Raw genomic sequence first — 13,229 nt, forward strand, 5'->3', positions numbered from 1 at the left:
CAACAAAGAGATCGTGGGCACGGCGCTGCGCGCCTTTGCCCACCCTACGGCAGCGGTGATGGCCTCTACCTGCTCCCGTCAGGCCCCATCACCAGGTCCGGCAACCCGGTCGAAATCGCCGGAAAGAAGCACAGCAGCAGCACCGCGAGCATCATCAGCAGCACGAAGGGCAGGGTGCCCCAGATCACCTCGCGCAAGGGAATGTCCGGCGCGACGTTGCGGATGACGAAGATGTTGAGGCCGACCGGCGGATGGATCAGGCCCATCTCCATCACGATGGTCATGACCACGCCGAACCAGATGATGTCGAAATTGGCGGCGCGGAGCGGCGGCAGGATGATCGGCGCCGTCATCAGGATGATCGAAACCGGCGGCAGGAAGAAGCCGAGCACGACGACCATGACGAGGATCGCGAACAGCAGCTCCCAGCGCGGCAGGTGCATCGCGACGATGGATTCGGCGACCGATTGCGAGATGTGCAGATAGCTCATCACGTAGGAGTAGAGCAGCGACATGCCGATGATCATCATCAGCATGGTCGATTCCCGGATCGTCGATTTCATGATCGGGGCGAGGTCGCTCGGCCGCCACACGCTGTAGATCGCCGCGATCAGCGCCAGCGCCAGCAGCCCGCCGAGGCCGGCGGTTTCCGACGGCGTGGCGTAGCCGCCATAGAGGGCGATCATGACGCCCGTCAGCAGTAGCACGAAGGGGATCACGCGCGGCAGCACGCTGAAGCGTTCGGCCAACGTGTACTCGTCGCGGGCGAGGATCGCGGCCTCCGGTCCGCCTTTCTTGTAGATCGCTTCGGCCGCTGCATATTCCTGGCGGAAGCGGACCACGGCATAGGCGCCGAACAGAAAGACCAGCAGCAGGCCGGGACCGATGCCGGCAAGGAACAGCCGCCCCAGCGACTTCTCGGCGGCGACGGCGAAAAGGATCATGGTGATCGAGGGCGGCAGCAGAATGCCGAGCGTGCCACCCGCTGCGATGATTCCGGCGGCGAAGCCCCCGGAATAGCCGCGCTTGCGCATCTCGGGGATGCCGGCCGAGCCGATCGCCGAGCAGGTGGCGGGCGAAGACCCCGCCATCGCCGCGAACAGTGCGCAGGCGAACACGTTGGCAACGCCGAGACCGCCGGGCACGCGGTGTAGCCAGGCATGGAGCGCCAAATAGAGATCCTGGCCGGCGCGGGACTTGCCGATCGCGGCGCCCTTCAGGATGAACAGCGGGATCGACAGCAGCGTGATCGAGGCCATTTCCTCATAGACGTTCTGCGTCACCGTATCGAGCGACGCGGCAGGCATGTAGATGGCCATGAACACGACTGCGACCGCGCCTAGCGCAAATGCAATCGGCATGCCCGAAAACATCACGAGCAGCGTCACGATCGCATAGGCAACGCCGATACCGAACACGCTCATGGACGCTTGGCTCCGGTGAAGGGCAGCGCAAGCTGCACGAGGATCTGGATGCAGAGCAGGCTCATGCCGAATGCCATCAGCGAATAGGGAATGGCGAGCGGCGGCGACCACATCGAGTTGGAGACCTGGCCGTCGACATAGGCTTCATGGGCCAGTGTCCAGGATTTCCAGGCGAAGAAGGTGCAGAACAGGAACGTGGCGGCGTCGACCAGCCAGAGCCGGACGCTGTTCGCGAACGGCGAGAGCAGCCCGACAAACGCCTCGATGCCGATATGGCCGCGGTTCTGCTGCACATAGGCCGCCGTCATGAAGGTTGCGCCGACCAGCAGGAACACGGCGGCTTCGTCCTGCCAGTAATTGGCCGCCTTGTAGAGAGCGCGGCTGAGCACGCTGTAGCTCAGGATGGCACAGGCCGCGACCAGCGCGATCGCGGCGAACACGACGATGATGCTGTGGAGGACGGCGAGACCGCGATCGATCGCCGCCGCAAGGCCGGTCCTTGCGGCAGCGTTCGCCTGATCGTCACGATCCGGAAGCGGACCGTGGCTCATGCGGCAACGTCGATTGCGAGCTTGAGCAGGTTCGCCGAGGTCGCGGTCTTGCCGCTGTAGTCCTTCCACGCGGTGTCGCGAGCGATGTCGCGCCACTTGCCGACCGTCGCCGCATCCAGCGCCGAGACCTTGGCGCCGGCCTTCTCATAGACCTTGGCGACCTCGATATCGTCGTCCTGCGCGCCCTTGCGGCCGAAGGCTTCGAGCTCGGTACCCACCGTGAGCAGGATGTCCTGCTGGTTCTTCGGCAGCTTGTCGAAGATCGCCTTGGACATCATCAGCGGCTCGAGCATGAACCAGTAGGAAGCGCCGGCCCCTGACGTCAGCGATTTCGCGACTTCTTCAAGGCGGAACGAGATCAGGCTGGTCGAGGAGGTGATGCCGGCATCGCACGCACCGGTCTGCATCGCCGCGTAGATTTCGTTCGAGGGCACCGACAGCACCGAGGCGCCCGCCGTCTGCAGCACCATGTCCATCTCGCGCGAGCCGCCGCGCACCTTGAGGCCCTTGGCATCTTCCGGCGCGACGATCGGCTTGGAGCGGCTGGCAACGCCGCCGGCCTGCCAGACCCAGGTGAGCAGAATGATGCCCTTGTCGGCGAGGAAGTCGGTCAGCGCCTTGCCGACGGGCTCCTTCTTCCAGCGCAGGCCCTGGTCGTAAGTGGTGACGAGGCCCGGCATCAGTCCGATATTGGTTTCCGGCACTTCGCCGCCGGCATAGGGCATCGGATAGAGGCTGATGTCGAGCGCGCCCTTGCGCATCGCGGAGAACTGCGCGTTGGTCTTGATGAGCGAGGAGTTCGGGTAGATCTCGGCGGCGATGTCGCCATTGCTGCGCTTGCTGACTTCGGCGGCGAACATGCGGCAGAGCCGGTCGCGGAAATCGCCCTTGTCGATGGTGCCGCCCGGAAACTGGTGCGAGATCTTCAGTGTGGTCGCGGCCTGCGCCGTACCGGTGCCGAAGCGGAGAATGGCGGGTGCGGCGACTGCGGTCGCGAGCAAATGGCGGCGCGTGAGCATGGCATGATCCCCTTGGGCGGTTTTTGAACGGTTCTTGTTTGGCGAGATTGGTCCGGGTTTTCGAGACCGGCGCGTGGGCCCATCCTAGCCGGTCTCTCACCTGATGATCCCTCATCTGATAGTTCGAGATCGAATGCCGCGGCAAGTGCCGGTTGTGCTGCGCTGCACACTTCCGATCCCCATAATTCCGATCCCATGACAGGCCCTCGCTCATCCGAATGACGGACCGCAGCGGGATCGCCAAAATTTGTCGGCGGCGGCGTAACAAGGCGGGCCGTCCATCCGTCGAAGTTGAGTAGCGGCCTCCGTCGCTGACCAACACCACCTCAAAGGGAAGATGATCCATGACCATTCGCACCCGTATCGTGCTCGGCCTCTCGGCTGCCGCTCTCTCGCTTGGCCTCGCGTTTGCGCCGGCCGCTTTTGCTCAGGACAAGATGGGCAAGGATGACGGGATGATGAAGAAAGATACGATGTCCAAGGACGGCATGATGAAGAAGGACACCATGTCCAAGGACGACGGCATGAAGAAGGACCACATGTCGAAGGACGGGATGAAGAAAGACGACGGGATGATGAAGAAGAACTGATCCCCGGCGCTGCAGCGTTTGCGATACGCAGACGCGCACTCAAACGTCCTGGGGCGGTCGTGGACCGCCCCGGAGGCAATTATCAGTTCAATTCAATTGAACGTGAATTATGATCGTTACTTGCGCTTGGCCTTGCGGGCGGCGTAGCGGGCGTCGCGCTTGGCCTTCTGCTCGGCCTCGAGCTCAGCCGCCTTAGCGGCCGCTTCCTCGGCTTCACGCGCAAGCCGTAGGGCTTCCGCGGCTGCGGCTTCTTCCGCGATACGCTTCTGTTCGGCCCTTTCAGCCTCGCGCGAGGCCTTTGCCTCGGCGCGCTTCGCCGCGAGGGCCTCGCGTTCGGCACGCTTCGCCGCAACCGTGGGATCATCGGGCCCCGGTTGGGACTTGAACTTGTTCAAAAGGTTCTTGCGTGCGTCTTGCGCCGCTTTTTGCCGGTCTGCGAAACCTGGTTCCCTGAATCCACTCATCGACGAGCCTTGTCTTCCTCGCTTTCGATCCTAAATCACTGCGTGTTGGTACGTCGGCTGGGCATAGCGGGCGCCACGCGACGCAGAAGCGTGTACATCGGCGCGCGTCGCGAAGCCACCCCATAATCGCAGCCGATCAGGTCAACGAAAAATCGCCCACCTCCCGACGATCTCTCGTAGCCCGGAAAAACTGCCGAATTGTGATGTCCCTCATAAGGGACCACGAGGCTGACGCCTAGCGTCCGCCCCCCGATACGGAGTACGGGCATGCCGATCTCTAGACTAAGCCTGAAGGCGCTCGCAATTGCCTTCGTCCTGGTAGCCGTGGCCGGTGCCATGCTGTTGCTCGGTCGTCCGCAGCCGGTCGAGAGCGCCGTCCTGGGAGCCGACTGGGAATGCACCCAGACCGCGTTCGTGCTCACGACCTGCGCTCCGCGTGTCCAGCAGGCGATTCCGGCGGTCGAAACCTCACGTAAGCATGCCGACCGGGCGACCCGAGGCTGAACCGGGGACACTGGACCGGGCTGGCTGACCGGAGATGTGACGGGACGCCGCAGAGGTGATAAGCCGACTTGCGCGCGCGATCTGGTAGCCATGTCCACATCCCAGCCCGAACCGGGCGAGAAGCCGAAATCCCAGCTGAAGCCTCCCTCCGGCGATAACCGCCGCGGCGCGATCGCCGGCTTGATTATCGCGATCTTGATCCTCGCTGTCGGCTGGTGGCTCGCTCGGGACCTCACGGCGGCCAGCAAGATGCAGGACTGCCTGATGTCGGGTCGCAGCAACTGCAACGTGATCGAGCCGGCCCGCTAGACGCTGTCCAGTTTGGATCTCGGGCGAAAAAATGCCCTGATCTTAATCATTTGTAACGGGACTTCGCCGACCAAAGCAGGTCAGCTATGTCAGCCGGCATCAAGCCCGGCGCGAGGCGAATCGGCTATCGCGCCAGGCACCACGGCATTCGAGAGAGCAGGGGGTCAAGCACGCATGAGTGCGTCCAGCCGCATGAAGATCATCATTCCCTTGGTTTCGGCCATGTCGCTGCTCGCGACGTCGGCGCAAGCCCAGGACGCGAGGCCGCCAAGGGGCCCCGGCCAGCCTCCGGCCGGCCCGGCCGCAGGGGCGCCGCCCCCGAACGATCAGAATTTGCGCATGGGCCCCACGCAGCAGCAGCCGGCGGCGCGACCCGCGCCGCAGCCCGGTGGCCAGCCCCATGCGGGTCACGGTCCGCGCGGCGCCCCGGGTCCGCACGGCGCCGGCGGCCCGCCGCCCGGCCGTTATGTCGCCCGCGGTCCCGCGCCGACGCGCGACTGGGGCGGACACACCTATCGTGGCAGCCGCGCCTGGGATGGTGGGCGTTGGCGCCACGCGGTCCACAACGGCCGCTCCGGCTGGTGGTGGGACGTTGGCGGTGTCTGGTATTATTATCCGCAGCGAATGGCGGGCCCGCCCGCCTACATCTCGGAGGAGTACTATGACGACGTGCCGGTGGCCTACGCTCCGCCGCCACCTCCGGTCGCCTATGCGCCGCCACCTCCGCCTCCGCCGGCTGATCCGGGCGCGAGCGCTCTTGGCGGCGCCATCGTCGGCGGCGTGCTCGGCGGACTGATCTCGGGCAACGCGACAGGGGCTGCCGCCGGCGCGGTTCTCGGCGGCGCAACCGGCGCCATCGCCGGCGCAACCGCTGCATCCCAGCCCGGTTACTACTGGGCGCAGGGCACCTGCTATTACCGCTACCCGAGCGGCCAATATGTGCAGGCCGATCCCCGCGCCTGCTACTGAGGTTTCCAAACCGGATTGAAGCGGAGAGGCGGGCCCCGGCCCGCCTCTTTCTTGCTCGGCAGCGGTTCTTCTAAATTGGCGCTGGCGCTCATTGCCGCCTCACGCAAGTCTCAAAACAAAAACGTCGGGATAAGTCGCGGGGACGTGGGACATGCTGGATGCGATCCAGATCAGCTTGGCGCTTTGGGCCATGATCGTTTGCGGCGGGATCAAGCTTGGGCAGGTGCTGCACTGCCTATTCTAGCGCACGATTCCGGCGGCGAGCCTTGCAAGGGACGGATCGCCCCTCGCGTCAAGACACGAGCCAGTTGAAGAACGCCATCGCGCCCCAGACCAGGCCGGCGATCCAGGCCAGCATCACGATCCCGATGATCCCGAGATAGCCGACGCCCGCCAGGTCGCTCCTGTGTCGTCGCCTCGGGACGTTGGCTGAGGCTGCTTCTCGTGTCATGACGGAAAACACCATCGATGCCTCGCGCGCCTTATGAAAGCGTCGAGGGCTTATTTAACCGAGATGTGGCGCCAGGACTGTGACGCCATTCACAGATCGCCCGAACGACGCCCATCTTCATGGCTTCGCGATCAGCGCATGCATTGCGGCGAGGCGAGCGTCCGGCGCTCGCCCAGCCCGCTAGTCCGGAACGCCACCCCGCAATCATACGGACGAAATTGCCACGCGCTTGTCCAGATGGCCGGCTAGAGTCGACCTCATGTGTACCAAGTACGACCCACAGCATGAAGCCGAGGCGGCGATGAAGCGGGCTGCGGCATCGGAAGGTGCCGACCGGCAACGCTTGATCCAGCTTGCCCTGGCTTGGCATGAACTCGCCCGCGACCGGCGCGACGAGCGGGCGGACTAGTCGCGTTCAGCCGACGACTGCCAGCCGAAGCCTTTAGCCTTCGACCCCGATGGCGCGTCGTCTTTCGCCATATCCTTCATTTCAACGTACAACCAGGACGGGAGACCCAAGGCGAGTCACTTGCGATCGGCTTCGCGTGACAAGTACGCCGAACCATGGTGATCAAAGCCGGTTGCTAGGAAAAAAAGCATAGATTCCAGGGCGTCACAAAGCATCATCCAAGGTATTCCAATGTTGTCTTTTGGCCACGCTTGTTTCCAATCGTGAATGGGAGCCCCGTCCGTTATTGCTTGTCCTCCTCCGTTCGACGTATTGCTTGGCGACTCGATATTGACTGCCGTTCATTTGTTTTCTCGAAAATTATAATTGGGGGTGGACATGAAGTCCTTTGTGACTCGCAAGGCCCTATGGCTCGGTAGCGCAGCCCTTCTTGCTCTGGGAACGTCTGCTCAGGCGCAAAACATCGACACGATGTCGCAATGGGACGGCACCCAGTTCATCTCGAGCTGGGGCGTGCCGAACACCGCGACCTACGGCCAGACCTTCACGCCGACGGGCGCCCAGTCGCGGTTGTCAGGCTTCACCTTCCAGCTATACCAGACCAGCGGCACGGCACCGCAATATCAGGCCTTCGTCTACGCCTTTGATCCAGGCACCCAGCGCATCACGGGTTCGGCGCTGTTCAGTTCCGGCATCTTCACCGCTCCGAGCGGTGCGTCGTTCCAGACGGTGTCGATCAACACGGGCAGCGTGGTGCTCTCTCCAGGTCAGCAATACGTGCTGTTCCTGACCACCTCGACCGTCACGGGGCAGGCGAACGGCAGCTACCGGTGGGGTTCGGTAGCCAACACGGCGATTCCCAATGGCCAGTTCGTGTTTCAGAACAACGGCACGAACTTCGCGCAGTTGAGCAGCGCCGGCTGGTCCAACATCGGCCAAGATCTTGCCATGCAGGCCTTCCTGTCGGCCGGCAATACCGGTGAGAACATCGCCCAGGCCCAGACCGGCGCGTTCCAGCTCGGCAACTCCTATCTCTCGCTGCTGACCGATCCGTTCGCGACCAACAAGGTCACGACGACGGGCGCGATGAACTACGCCGGCGAGAAGCCGGTGCCGCCCGCGGTACGTTCGGCCTTCGGCGCCTACATGAAGGCGCCGCCGCCGCAGGTCGCTTATGTCCCGCGTTGGGATGTCTGGGGCGCAGCGTTTGGCGGCGCGAACACCACGGGTGGCATCGCGGCTGCCGGCACGTCCGACATCTATACGCGCGTAGGCGGCGTCGCTGCCGGTGCGGACTACCGCTTCACCGCGGACTCGCTGATCGGTTTCTCGCTTGCCGGCGGCAACATCAACTGGTCGGTTTCGCCGGCGGTTGGTGGCGCTGGTGGCGCAGGCGGTGGCACCAGTGACACGTTCATGGCCGGTGTCTACGGCAAGTACGGCATCGGACCGGGCTACATCTCGGCGGCTGCGACCTACACTAATTACTGGGTGGGGACGACCCGTTCCACGTTCGTGGGCGTCGACCAGTTCAAGGCCGACTACAACGCTCAAGGCTGGGGTGGCCGTATCGAAGGCGGTTACAGGGTGGGGCAGTACTGGAACGTGAACTGGACGCCCTATGGCGCGATCCAGGGACAGGCCTACCGAACCGGCGACATCGCCGAAACCCAGACCCTGGGCGCTGGCGCGGGTGCACTGGCGCTCGCGGTCGCGGGCCGCACCGCAACGGCGTATCGCGGCGAAGTCGGTCTGCGCACCGATAGGATCTTGCCGATCGACAATGGCGGCCAGCTCAATCTGTTCGGCAAGATCGCCTACGCTCATGACGAGATCAGCAATCCCGCGGGCACGTTGGGCTTCGTCGGGCTCGGCGGCCTCGGCGGCGCGCCGTTCACGGTGTTCGGCACGGCGCCGGCGCGCGATTTGGCGCTGACCACGGGCGGCGCCGAATGGCGCACGTCGAACGGCATCTCGTTCCTGATGAAGTTCGATGGCGAATTCGGCGACCGATCGCAGACTTATTCGGGCACGGGCCGCATTCGATACACCTGGTAGGACACGATCAGCTCCCGGCTCGAATAGGCCGGCGGGCGTCGTTCAAGATCCGCAATGCGCGAGGTCGGACGGCCGCGAGGCGAACACCGTCATGATGCGTAGTCTTCGCAGCGTCTGATGCCCAAGCCACCAGCCTCGGGCCCTAGTGGCACTGTCGATCAGTCGCTCCAAAGCGCCATCCACGCCCTGCAGATCGGACGTCCCGACGAGGCCGAGCGGCTTGCCGCGGGCGTATTGAAGGCCAACCGCGCCAACTCGGCTGCAGCGACGGTTCTGGCTCGCGCCCTGATGACGCAGGGACGCGCGGCCGACGCGATCCCGATCCTGGAGCGGGTGGCGCGGCGCGGCGACGATGCCGCGATCGAAACCCTGCTCGCCGCATCGCTTGCGGCCGCGGGGCGACACGAGGAAGCGCTCGGGCAGTTGCGCCGAACCGTCGCGCGGCGGCCGCCCTTCATGCCGGCCTTTCTCGAATTGGCGAGTCAACTGGGACATCGCGGCCAGTACGGAGACGCGATCGGGCTGCTGGAGGAGGGCGCGGCGCTGCTGCCCGGCGCCGTCCAGATGCAGGTGGAGCTCGCATTCCTGCACGTCAAGCGAAACGAGCGCTCAATTGCGCGTGCCTTGCTCTCGCGGGCCACGGAGGCTGCCCCTCACAGGCCAGAGGTCTGGGCTGCGGTGGCGCAGATCGCGCAGCTCGATGGCGATTACGCCGCGGCGGCGGATTTTTATCGCCGTGCGCTCGCGTTGCGGCCGGACGACGCGATGACGCGAAAAAACCTTGGCACATGCCTGCTGGAAATGAACGAACGCGCCGGGGGCGAGATGACAATCCGTACCGCAGTTCGTGCGGCCCCGCAGCTTGCAGGCCTTGCCATGTTCTCGCTCGCGGCCGCCTCCCACGGCCGCTTCTTCCTGAGTATGGACAGAGCCCAAGCCTTCCTTCGTGGCGAGAAGAGCTGAGCGCGCCGTTACGCGCGGTACTGCCTGCGATAAACTCCCTGCTCGCGGCTGATCGCCGTCGTCAGATCGTGCGCCCGCTGCGTTTCTTCCTTGTCGAGCGTCGTCGTGCGCAACGTCCATTTCTCGCGCTTCACCGGAATGCACTGCGCCACCGGTGTGCCGCGTGGCAGCACGCCGTTGAAACTCATGTCGTGCCAGTGCGCCGGAAACTGAATCCAGTTGTCGTGGTAGCGGTCGCAATCCACCAGGCCCGTCAGCGTGGTGAAGGGAAGGTCGAAGCGGTTGACCGGATGGGTAAAATAGAGCGCGTAGCCGTCCGGTGCCTCGATGGTCCAGAGATTGTTGAACTTGAGCAAGAAACGGCCGGGCTCGAACAAGGGCGTGCCCGTGACCTGGCTGGAATCGTGGAATCCGATCGGCGAGCGCGTGAACGAGACCTCGCCCCCCGGTGGCAGATCGAAGTCCCAGGTGAATTCACCGTTCTGCACCCAGACGTCGCACACCAGCGGGATCAGGAAGCCCGACGTCATGGCATCGACGAACGGCGGACAGCGCTTCACCGTCGGTGTCGGCTGCTGCCCGATCGCGTTGAAGGCCTCTGCCGGCATCGTCCGTAGCCAGTCGGGCAATCCCTGGGCCGCCGGCACCGGCGGCGGGATCAAGCCGTCCAGCTCCGCGGGGCAGCGGAACGTCAGGGTCGTGTCGTCGTCGGGATTGGACATCACGGCCACCTGGGATTTGCCGCTGGAGCTTATTGCTCCAAATGTCCTAACGCGTCCGATTGCGTCTGACGAGGCCATGGGACGGCGCGCCCATGAGAAAAGCCCCGTGCTCGGGGGACAAGCACGGGGCCCTTCAAAGCCGACTGGGGCTGGAAAGTCGGCACCACTCTGTTTCGCTGCATCCAACGTGTCGACAGTGATGTCGTTCCAGCCCGCCGACACATTTTGTGGTATCGGTTGCCACGGCGTCAGAGCAGGAACATCCGTTCCCCGTCGACGTTGGTCGGTGATGACCGACACCGAATTGCGCGCACAGTCCTTCGAGATCGCCTGGAGATATCTCGATCGATCCGGCCTGCTCACAGGTGAGCACAGCGAGGCGGCGCGATTCATCCTGAACAGAATCGATCGCATGATGCTGCGCGGAGAGCGGCGCAGACTGCTGCTGTCGAACGCTGCGATCGATGCTTATCGGCTGCGGCCCGTGCTTGTGAGCGCATGATCGAGCTGGACGCAACCAGTCGTTAACGAACGCTCAGCGCCTCATTTGACGATCGCGATTCGTGCCTCGCGAACGAAGCGGAGTCGGATCGTGAACAAACGAAAAGCCCCCGAAGGGGCTTTAAGTCTCAGGCGGCTTCCGTCTTCGGTACGGCGTCGGCATTCACTGAAAGCTTGACGACATCGCCTTCGACGGCACCGACATATTTCGTGTCGATGTAGTGATGATGGTCCTTGTGACCTTCCGGGCTGTCCTTGCGCGTCAGCTTGATCCGGTTGCCCTCGATGCGGTCGACGGTGCCGACATGTGCGCCGTCCTTGCCGATGATTTTCATGTGCTCTCTGATGTCAGCCATGTTTGTCCTCCTTGCGTGGGTCTCAACGGCCAAGACCGAAGTTCGTTGCAGCAGATTGGCGTTGGACCCAAGGTCCTTTCCGCACGTTGAACGTTCGATCGGATCTGCCAAGACGCACATGGAGACGATTGGAGCCTATCTGGAGCGAAAGCAGGAGGAACTCAGGCTGTTGAACGAGTGCCTGAGAAACCGGCTCGATTTGGCGTGTCCGCGTTCCGTCGACGATATCGTCAGGTCCAAATTCCAGATCACCGCGGCGCTGAGGGCGGAGCAGGAGCTGCACGACTGGAAGGCGACGGAGACGGCCTGGTCGCATACGGCCGATCGCGTCAGCGGGCCCTTCGCGTTTAGTTACGACTACCAGCGGGCTGATCTGACGGTGCGCGGTCCTTCATTCTACGAATTTGACTGCGGCTGCACGATCACGGCGATCTATACGGCCTCGGGCATGGCCGCGATCTCCGCCGTGCTGCTGGCCTCCGCGCACATCGTCGAGAAGGCCGACATCCTGGTGCTTCCCGGCTCCTACGGCGAGACGCTGGAGCTGATCCGGGGCTTCGTTCCTCATTTGCGGCTCGTGGCCTTGAAGCTGCCGCTGGTCGACGCGCTCGCTTCGGGGAATTCGCCGCGAATTCTCTTGCTGGATTCCTGTTCCTTCGCCGGCGCTTTCGAGGCCGTGCTCCGAAGCGACGGCTCCGGTCTCGATCTCCTGGTTTTCGATACGACGTGCTTCGCCGGCCGTTCGGGCCGGATCCGGCGGGTCCTGAAATGGGCCCAGCGATACGGAATTCCACTGGTGCTGGTGCGCAGCCACAACAAGCTCGATTCGCTCGGAGCGGAATACGGCCGGCTCGGCTCGGCCGTTTTCGTGCACGGGAATGGGGCCCGGCAGCGGGCAGGACGCCCTGACTGGAGTGGTCTTGCGTCCGAAACCCGCAACGCGGTGCGACTGCTCGGCGGTGCGGCGTTGCCGGCGCATTTCCCGCCCTTCGTGGGCAGCGCCGCCTATTTGGCCCTCACCAAGCGGCGCGTCGCTGCGATCCTCCGCAACAGCCGAAGGATGGCTCGATATCTTGCCCCGAAGCTCCCGGCGCAATCGACCGAGCTCTATTTCACCCACGGTCTCTACGTCACCCTTCGGGGCAAGCGCCCGCTCGACGAGGCCGGCGCGCGGCAGGCTGCCGAGGAGATGAGCAACGAGCTTCGCGCCAAAGGCTTCCCGATCCGCCACGCCGGCAGCTTCGGATTCGACTTCGCCGCGACGGAATGGTTTCACGATGCGACCACGGATCAGTACAGCGTCCGGGTGACGGTCCCGGATTTGCCGACGGAGCTGTGGGACGATCTCACCGCGTCGGTTGCGCGGTGGTGGCAGGCCCATCACTGGGCGGGTGGAGAAGCTTGAATGTTTGGCGATAGGGCGAGGAGGGCGCCTCAATCTCAATCGACCGCCAGGCAATGCTCCAGGGTCGGCTTTTCGGTGTTGGCACGGCTGGGACGTGCCCATTCCTGAACGGCGAAGGCGAGGTGATGCTGGCCCATCGCAACGCCGACGATCGAGGCCTGGGCCACCTTGATGGGCTTGGTGACCACACTGGTATTCACCACACCTGCGTCGATTGCCAGATACGTCATCGCACCGATCGCCACCACAGATGCGATCGCCATTCTCGTCAATTCGGATTGCTGCATCAAAAAACCTGCCGGGCGCATCTCACCCGGCGCATAGATAGGGCTGATCGGCGTCGTTCAAAGGCCTGGGTATGGTTACCCACGCGTTCGTGAAGAGCGGACGATTGGCGATGAGATGGCGATCCCGGCAGGACTCGAACCTGCAACCCGCGGAGTAGAAATCCGCTACTCTATCCAGTTGAGCTACGGGACCGTCTTGGGCCGCCCCGTTTTGGGGGCTGGCTGTTCATCTAGCATGCCAATATGA

The 13,229-nt window shown here is 63.9% G+C and carries 16 protein-coding genes and 1 tRNA gene; 8 read left to right on the plus strand and 9 right to left on the minus strand.

Translation table 11 applies throughout. The annotated features are described in order from the left end of the window. Positions 1 to 65: 65 nt before the first annotated feature. The 3 genes from RX330_RS19675 to dctP are packed head-to-tail and all read right to left on the minus strand — an operon-like array spanning position 66 to position 2,994. On the minus strand, positions 66 to 1,424 hold the full coding sequence (locus tag RX330_RS19675; protein ID WP_317239479.1) for a TRAP transporter large permease: 1,359 nt from the start codon (positions 1,422 to 1,424) through the stop codon (positions 66 to 68). Beyond that, positions 1,421 to 1,975 carry a TRAP transporter small permease gene (locus RX330_RS19680; protein WP_212085106.1) on the minus strand — a complete coding sequence of 185 codons (555 nt, stop codon included), beginning with the start codon at positions 1,973 to 1,975 and terminating at the stop codon, positions 1,421 to 1,423. Before RX330_RS19680 ends, RX330_RS19675 begins: the two co-directional genes overlap by 4 nt. Next, entirely contained in the window at positions 1,972 to 2,994 is a 1,023-nt protein-coding gene (gene dctP / locus RX330_RS19685) for a TRAP transporter substrate-binding protein DctP (RefSeq protein WP_212085114.1), read from the minus strand. Before dctP ends, RX330_RS19680 begins: the two co-directional genes overlap by 4 nt. A 344-nt stretch (positions 2,995 to 3,338) precedes the next feature. Here dctP and RX330_RS19690 point away from each other — a divergent pair, with 344 nt between their 5' ends. Next, positions 3,339 to 3,584 (plus strand): pentapeptide MXKDX repeat protein, encoded by a 246-nt coding sequence (locus tag RX330_RS19690; protein ID WP_028176436.1) that lies wholly within the window; start codon positions 3,339 to 3,341, stop codon positions 3,582 to 3,584. Positions 3,585 to 3,700: 116 nt separating this feature from the next. On the opposite strand, the gene RX330_RS19695 is transcribed toward RX330_RS19690, so the two are convergent. Further along, positions 3,701 to 4,048 carry a DUF6481 family protein gene (locus tag RX330_RS19695; protein ID WP_317239480.1) on the minus strand — a complete coding sequence of 116 codons (348 nt, stop codon included), beginning with the start codon at positions 4,046 to 4,048 and terminating at the stop codon, positions 3,701 to 3,703. 267 nt (positions 4,049 to 4,315) lie between these two features. Between RX330_RS19695 and RX330_RS19700 the strand changes: the two genes are divergently transcribed. The 3 genes from RX330_RS19700 to RX330_RS19710 all read left to right on the plus strand — a co-directional run bounded on the left by RX330_RS19700 (position 4,316) and on the right by RX330_RS19710 (position 5,830). After that, complete coding sequence (locus RX330_RS19700; protein WP_212085120.1) at positions 4,316 to 4,552, plus strand: hypothetical protein; 237 nt, start codon at positions 4,316 to 4,318, stop codon at positions 4,550 to 4,552. Between the two features lie 90 nt (positions 4,553 to 4,642). Beyond that, a complete protein-coding gene (locus RX330_RS19705; RefSeq protein WP_212085122.1) occupies positions 4,643 to 4,861 on the plus strand; it encodes a hypothetical protein in 219 nt (72 codons plus the stop codon). Between the two features lie 174 nt (positions 4,862 to 5,035). Continuing rightward, on the plus strand, positions 5,036 to 5,830 hold the full coding sequence (locus RX330_RS19710; protein ID WP_317239481.1) for a hypothetical protein: 795 nt from the start codon (positions 5,036 to 5,038) through the stop codon (positions 5,828 to 5,830). Between the two features lie 292 nt (positions 5,831 to 6,122). On the opposite strand, the gene RX330_RS19715 is transcribed toward RX330_RS19710, so the two are convergent. Further along, positions 6,123 to 6,281 (minus strand): hypothetical protein, encoded by a 159-nt coding sequence (locus RX330_RS19715; protein WP_317239482.1) that lies wholly within the window; start codon positions 6,279 to 6,281, stop codon positions 6,123 to 6,125. A 787-nt stretch (positions 6,282 to 7,068) separates the two neighbouring features. On the opposite strand from RX330_RS19715, the gene RX330_RS19720 reads away from it, so the two are divergent. Then, positions 7,069 to 8,748 (plus strand): autotransporter outer membrane beta-barrel domain-containing protein, encoded by a 1,680-nt coding sequence (locus tag RX330_RS19720; protein WP_317239483.1) that lies wholly within the window; start codon positions 7,069 to 7,071, stop codon positions 8,746 to 8,748. Between the two features lie 117 nt (positions 8,749 to 8,865). After that, positions 8,866 to 9,711 carry a tetratricopeptide repeat protein gene (locus RX330_RS19725; protein ID WP_212085131.1) on the plus strand — a complete coding sequence of 282 codons (846 nt, stop codon included), beginning with the start codon at positions 8,866 to 8,868 and terminating at the stop codon, positions 9,709 to 9,711. Between the two features lie 8 nt (positions 9,712 to 9,719). Here the strand turns inward: RX330_RS19725 and RX330_RS19730 are convergent, their stop codons facing one another. After that, positions 9,720 to 10,433: a hypothetical protein gene (locus RX330_RS19730; protein ID WP_317239484.1), complete on the minus strand. Its 714-nt coding sequence runs from the start codon at positions 10,431 to 10,433 to the stop codon at positions 9,720 to 9,722. A gap of 199 nt (positions 10,434 to 10,632) precedes the next feature. Between RX330_RS19730 and RX330_RS19735 the strand changes: the two genes are divergently transcribed. Then, complete coding sequence (locus tag RX330_RS19735) at positions 10,633 to 10,935, plus strand: hypothetical protein (protein WP_375847773.1); 303 nt, start codon at positions 10,633 to 10,635, stop codon at positions 10,933 to 10,935. Between the two features lie 127 nt (positions 10,936 to 11,062). Here RX330_RS19735 and RX330_RS19740 read toward each other — a convergent pair whose 3' ends face one another. Next, a complete protein-coding gene (locus RX330_RS19740) occupies positions 11,063 to 11,290 on the minus strand; it encodes a DUF2171 domain-containing protein (RefSeq protein ID WP_212085133.1) in 228 nt (75 codons plus the stop codon). Between the two features lie 118 nt (positions 11,291 to 11,408). Between RX330_RS19740 and RX330_RS19745 the strand changes: the two genes are divergently transcribed. Then, positions 11,409 to 12,695: a hypothetical protein gene (locus RX330_RS19745; RefSeq protein ID WP_317239485.1), complete on the plus strand. Its 1,287-nt coding sequence runs from the start codon at positions 11,409 to 11,411 to the stop codon at positions 12,693 to 12,695. Between the two features lie 35 nt (positions 12,696 to 12,730). On the opposite strand, the gene RX330_RS19750 is transcribed toward RX330_RS19745, so the two are convergent. Next, the gene (locus RX330_RS19750) at positions 12,731 to 12,958 is read right to left on the minus strand and encodes a hypothetical protein (RefSeq protein ID WP_249153260.1); all 228 of its coding nucleotides are present in this window, start codon (positions 12,956 to 12,958) and stop codon (positions 12,731 to 12,733) included. 140 nt (positions 12,959 to 13,098) lie between these two features. Then, positions 13,099 to 13,175: transfer RNA gene (locus RX330_RS19755), tRNA-Arg, on the minus strand. Positions 13,176 to 13,229: the final 54 nt, after the last annotated feature.

Source organism: Bradyrhizobium sp. NDS-1 (assembly GCF_032918005.1).
GTDB lineage: Bacteria > Pseudomonadota > Alphaproteobacteria > Rhizobiales > Xanthobacteraceae > Bradyrhizobium > Bradyrhizobium tunisiense.

Coding starts and splice junctions, on each gene's coding strand:
- RX330_RS19745 (WP_317239485.1), top strand. CDS start 11,409: ATGGAGACGATTGGAGCCTATCTGGAGCGAAAGCAGGAGGAACTCAGG.
- RX330_RS19690 (WP_028176436.1), top strand. CDS start 3,339: ATGACCATTCGCACCCGTATCGTGCTCGGCCTCTCGGCTGCCGCTCTC.
- RX330_RS19695 (WP_317239480.1), bottom strand. CDS start 4,048: ATGAGTGGATTCAGGGAACCAGGTTTCGCAGACCGGCAAAAAGCGGCG.
- RX330_RS19735 (WP_375847773.1), top strand. CDS start 10,633: ATGTCGTTCCAGCCCGCCGACACATTTTGTGGTATCGGTTGCCACGGC.
- RX330_RS19700 (WP_212085120.1), top strand. CDS start 4,316: ATGCCGATCTCTAGACTAAGCCTGAAGGCGCTCGCAATTGCCTTCGTC.
- RX330_RS19740 (WP_212085133.1), bottom strand. CDS start 11,290: ATGGCTGACATCAGAGAGCACATGAAAATCATCGGCAAGGACGGCGCA.
- RX330_RS19750 (WP_249153260.1), bottom strand. CDS start 12,958: ATGGCGATCGCATCTGTGGTGGCGATCGGTGCGATGACGTATCTGGCA.
- RX330_RS19730 (WP_317239484.1), bottom strand. CDS start 10,433: ATGTCCAATCCCGACGACGACACGACCCTGACGTTCCGCTGCCCCGCG.
- RX330_RS19725 (WP_212085131.1), top strand. CDS start 8,866: ATGCCCAAGCCACCAGCCTCGGGCCCTAGTGGCACTGTCGATCAGTCG.
- RX330_RS19710 (WP_317239481.1), top strand. CDS start 5,036: ATGAGTGCGTCCAGCCGCATGAAGATCATCATTCCCTTGGTTTCGGCC.
- RX330_RS19705 (WP_212085122.1), top strand. CDS start 4,643: ATGTCCACATCCCAGCCCGAACCGGGCGAGAAGCCGAAATCCCAGCTG.
- RX330_RS19720 (WP_317239483.1), top strand. CDS start 7,069: ATGAAGTCCTTTGTGACTCGCAAGGCCCTATGGCTCGGTAGCGCAGCC.
- RX330_RS19675 (WP_317239479.1), bottom strand. CDS start 1,424: ATGAGCGTGTTCGGTATCGGCGTTGCCTATGCGATCGTGACGCTGCTC.
- dctP (WP_212085114.1), bottom strand. CDS start 2,994: ATGCTCACGCGCCGCCATTTGCTCGCGACCGCAGTCGCCGCACCCGCC.
- RX330_RS19715 (WP_317239482.1), bottom strand. CDS start 6,281: ATGACACGAGAAGCAGCCTCAGCCAACGTCCCGAGGCGACGACACAGG.
- RX330_RS19680 (WP_212085106.1), bottom strand. CDS start 1,975: ATGAGCCACGGTCCGCTTCCGGATCGTGACGATCAGGCGAACGCTGCC.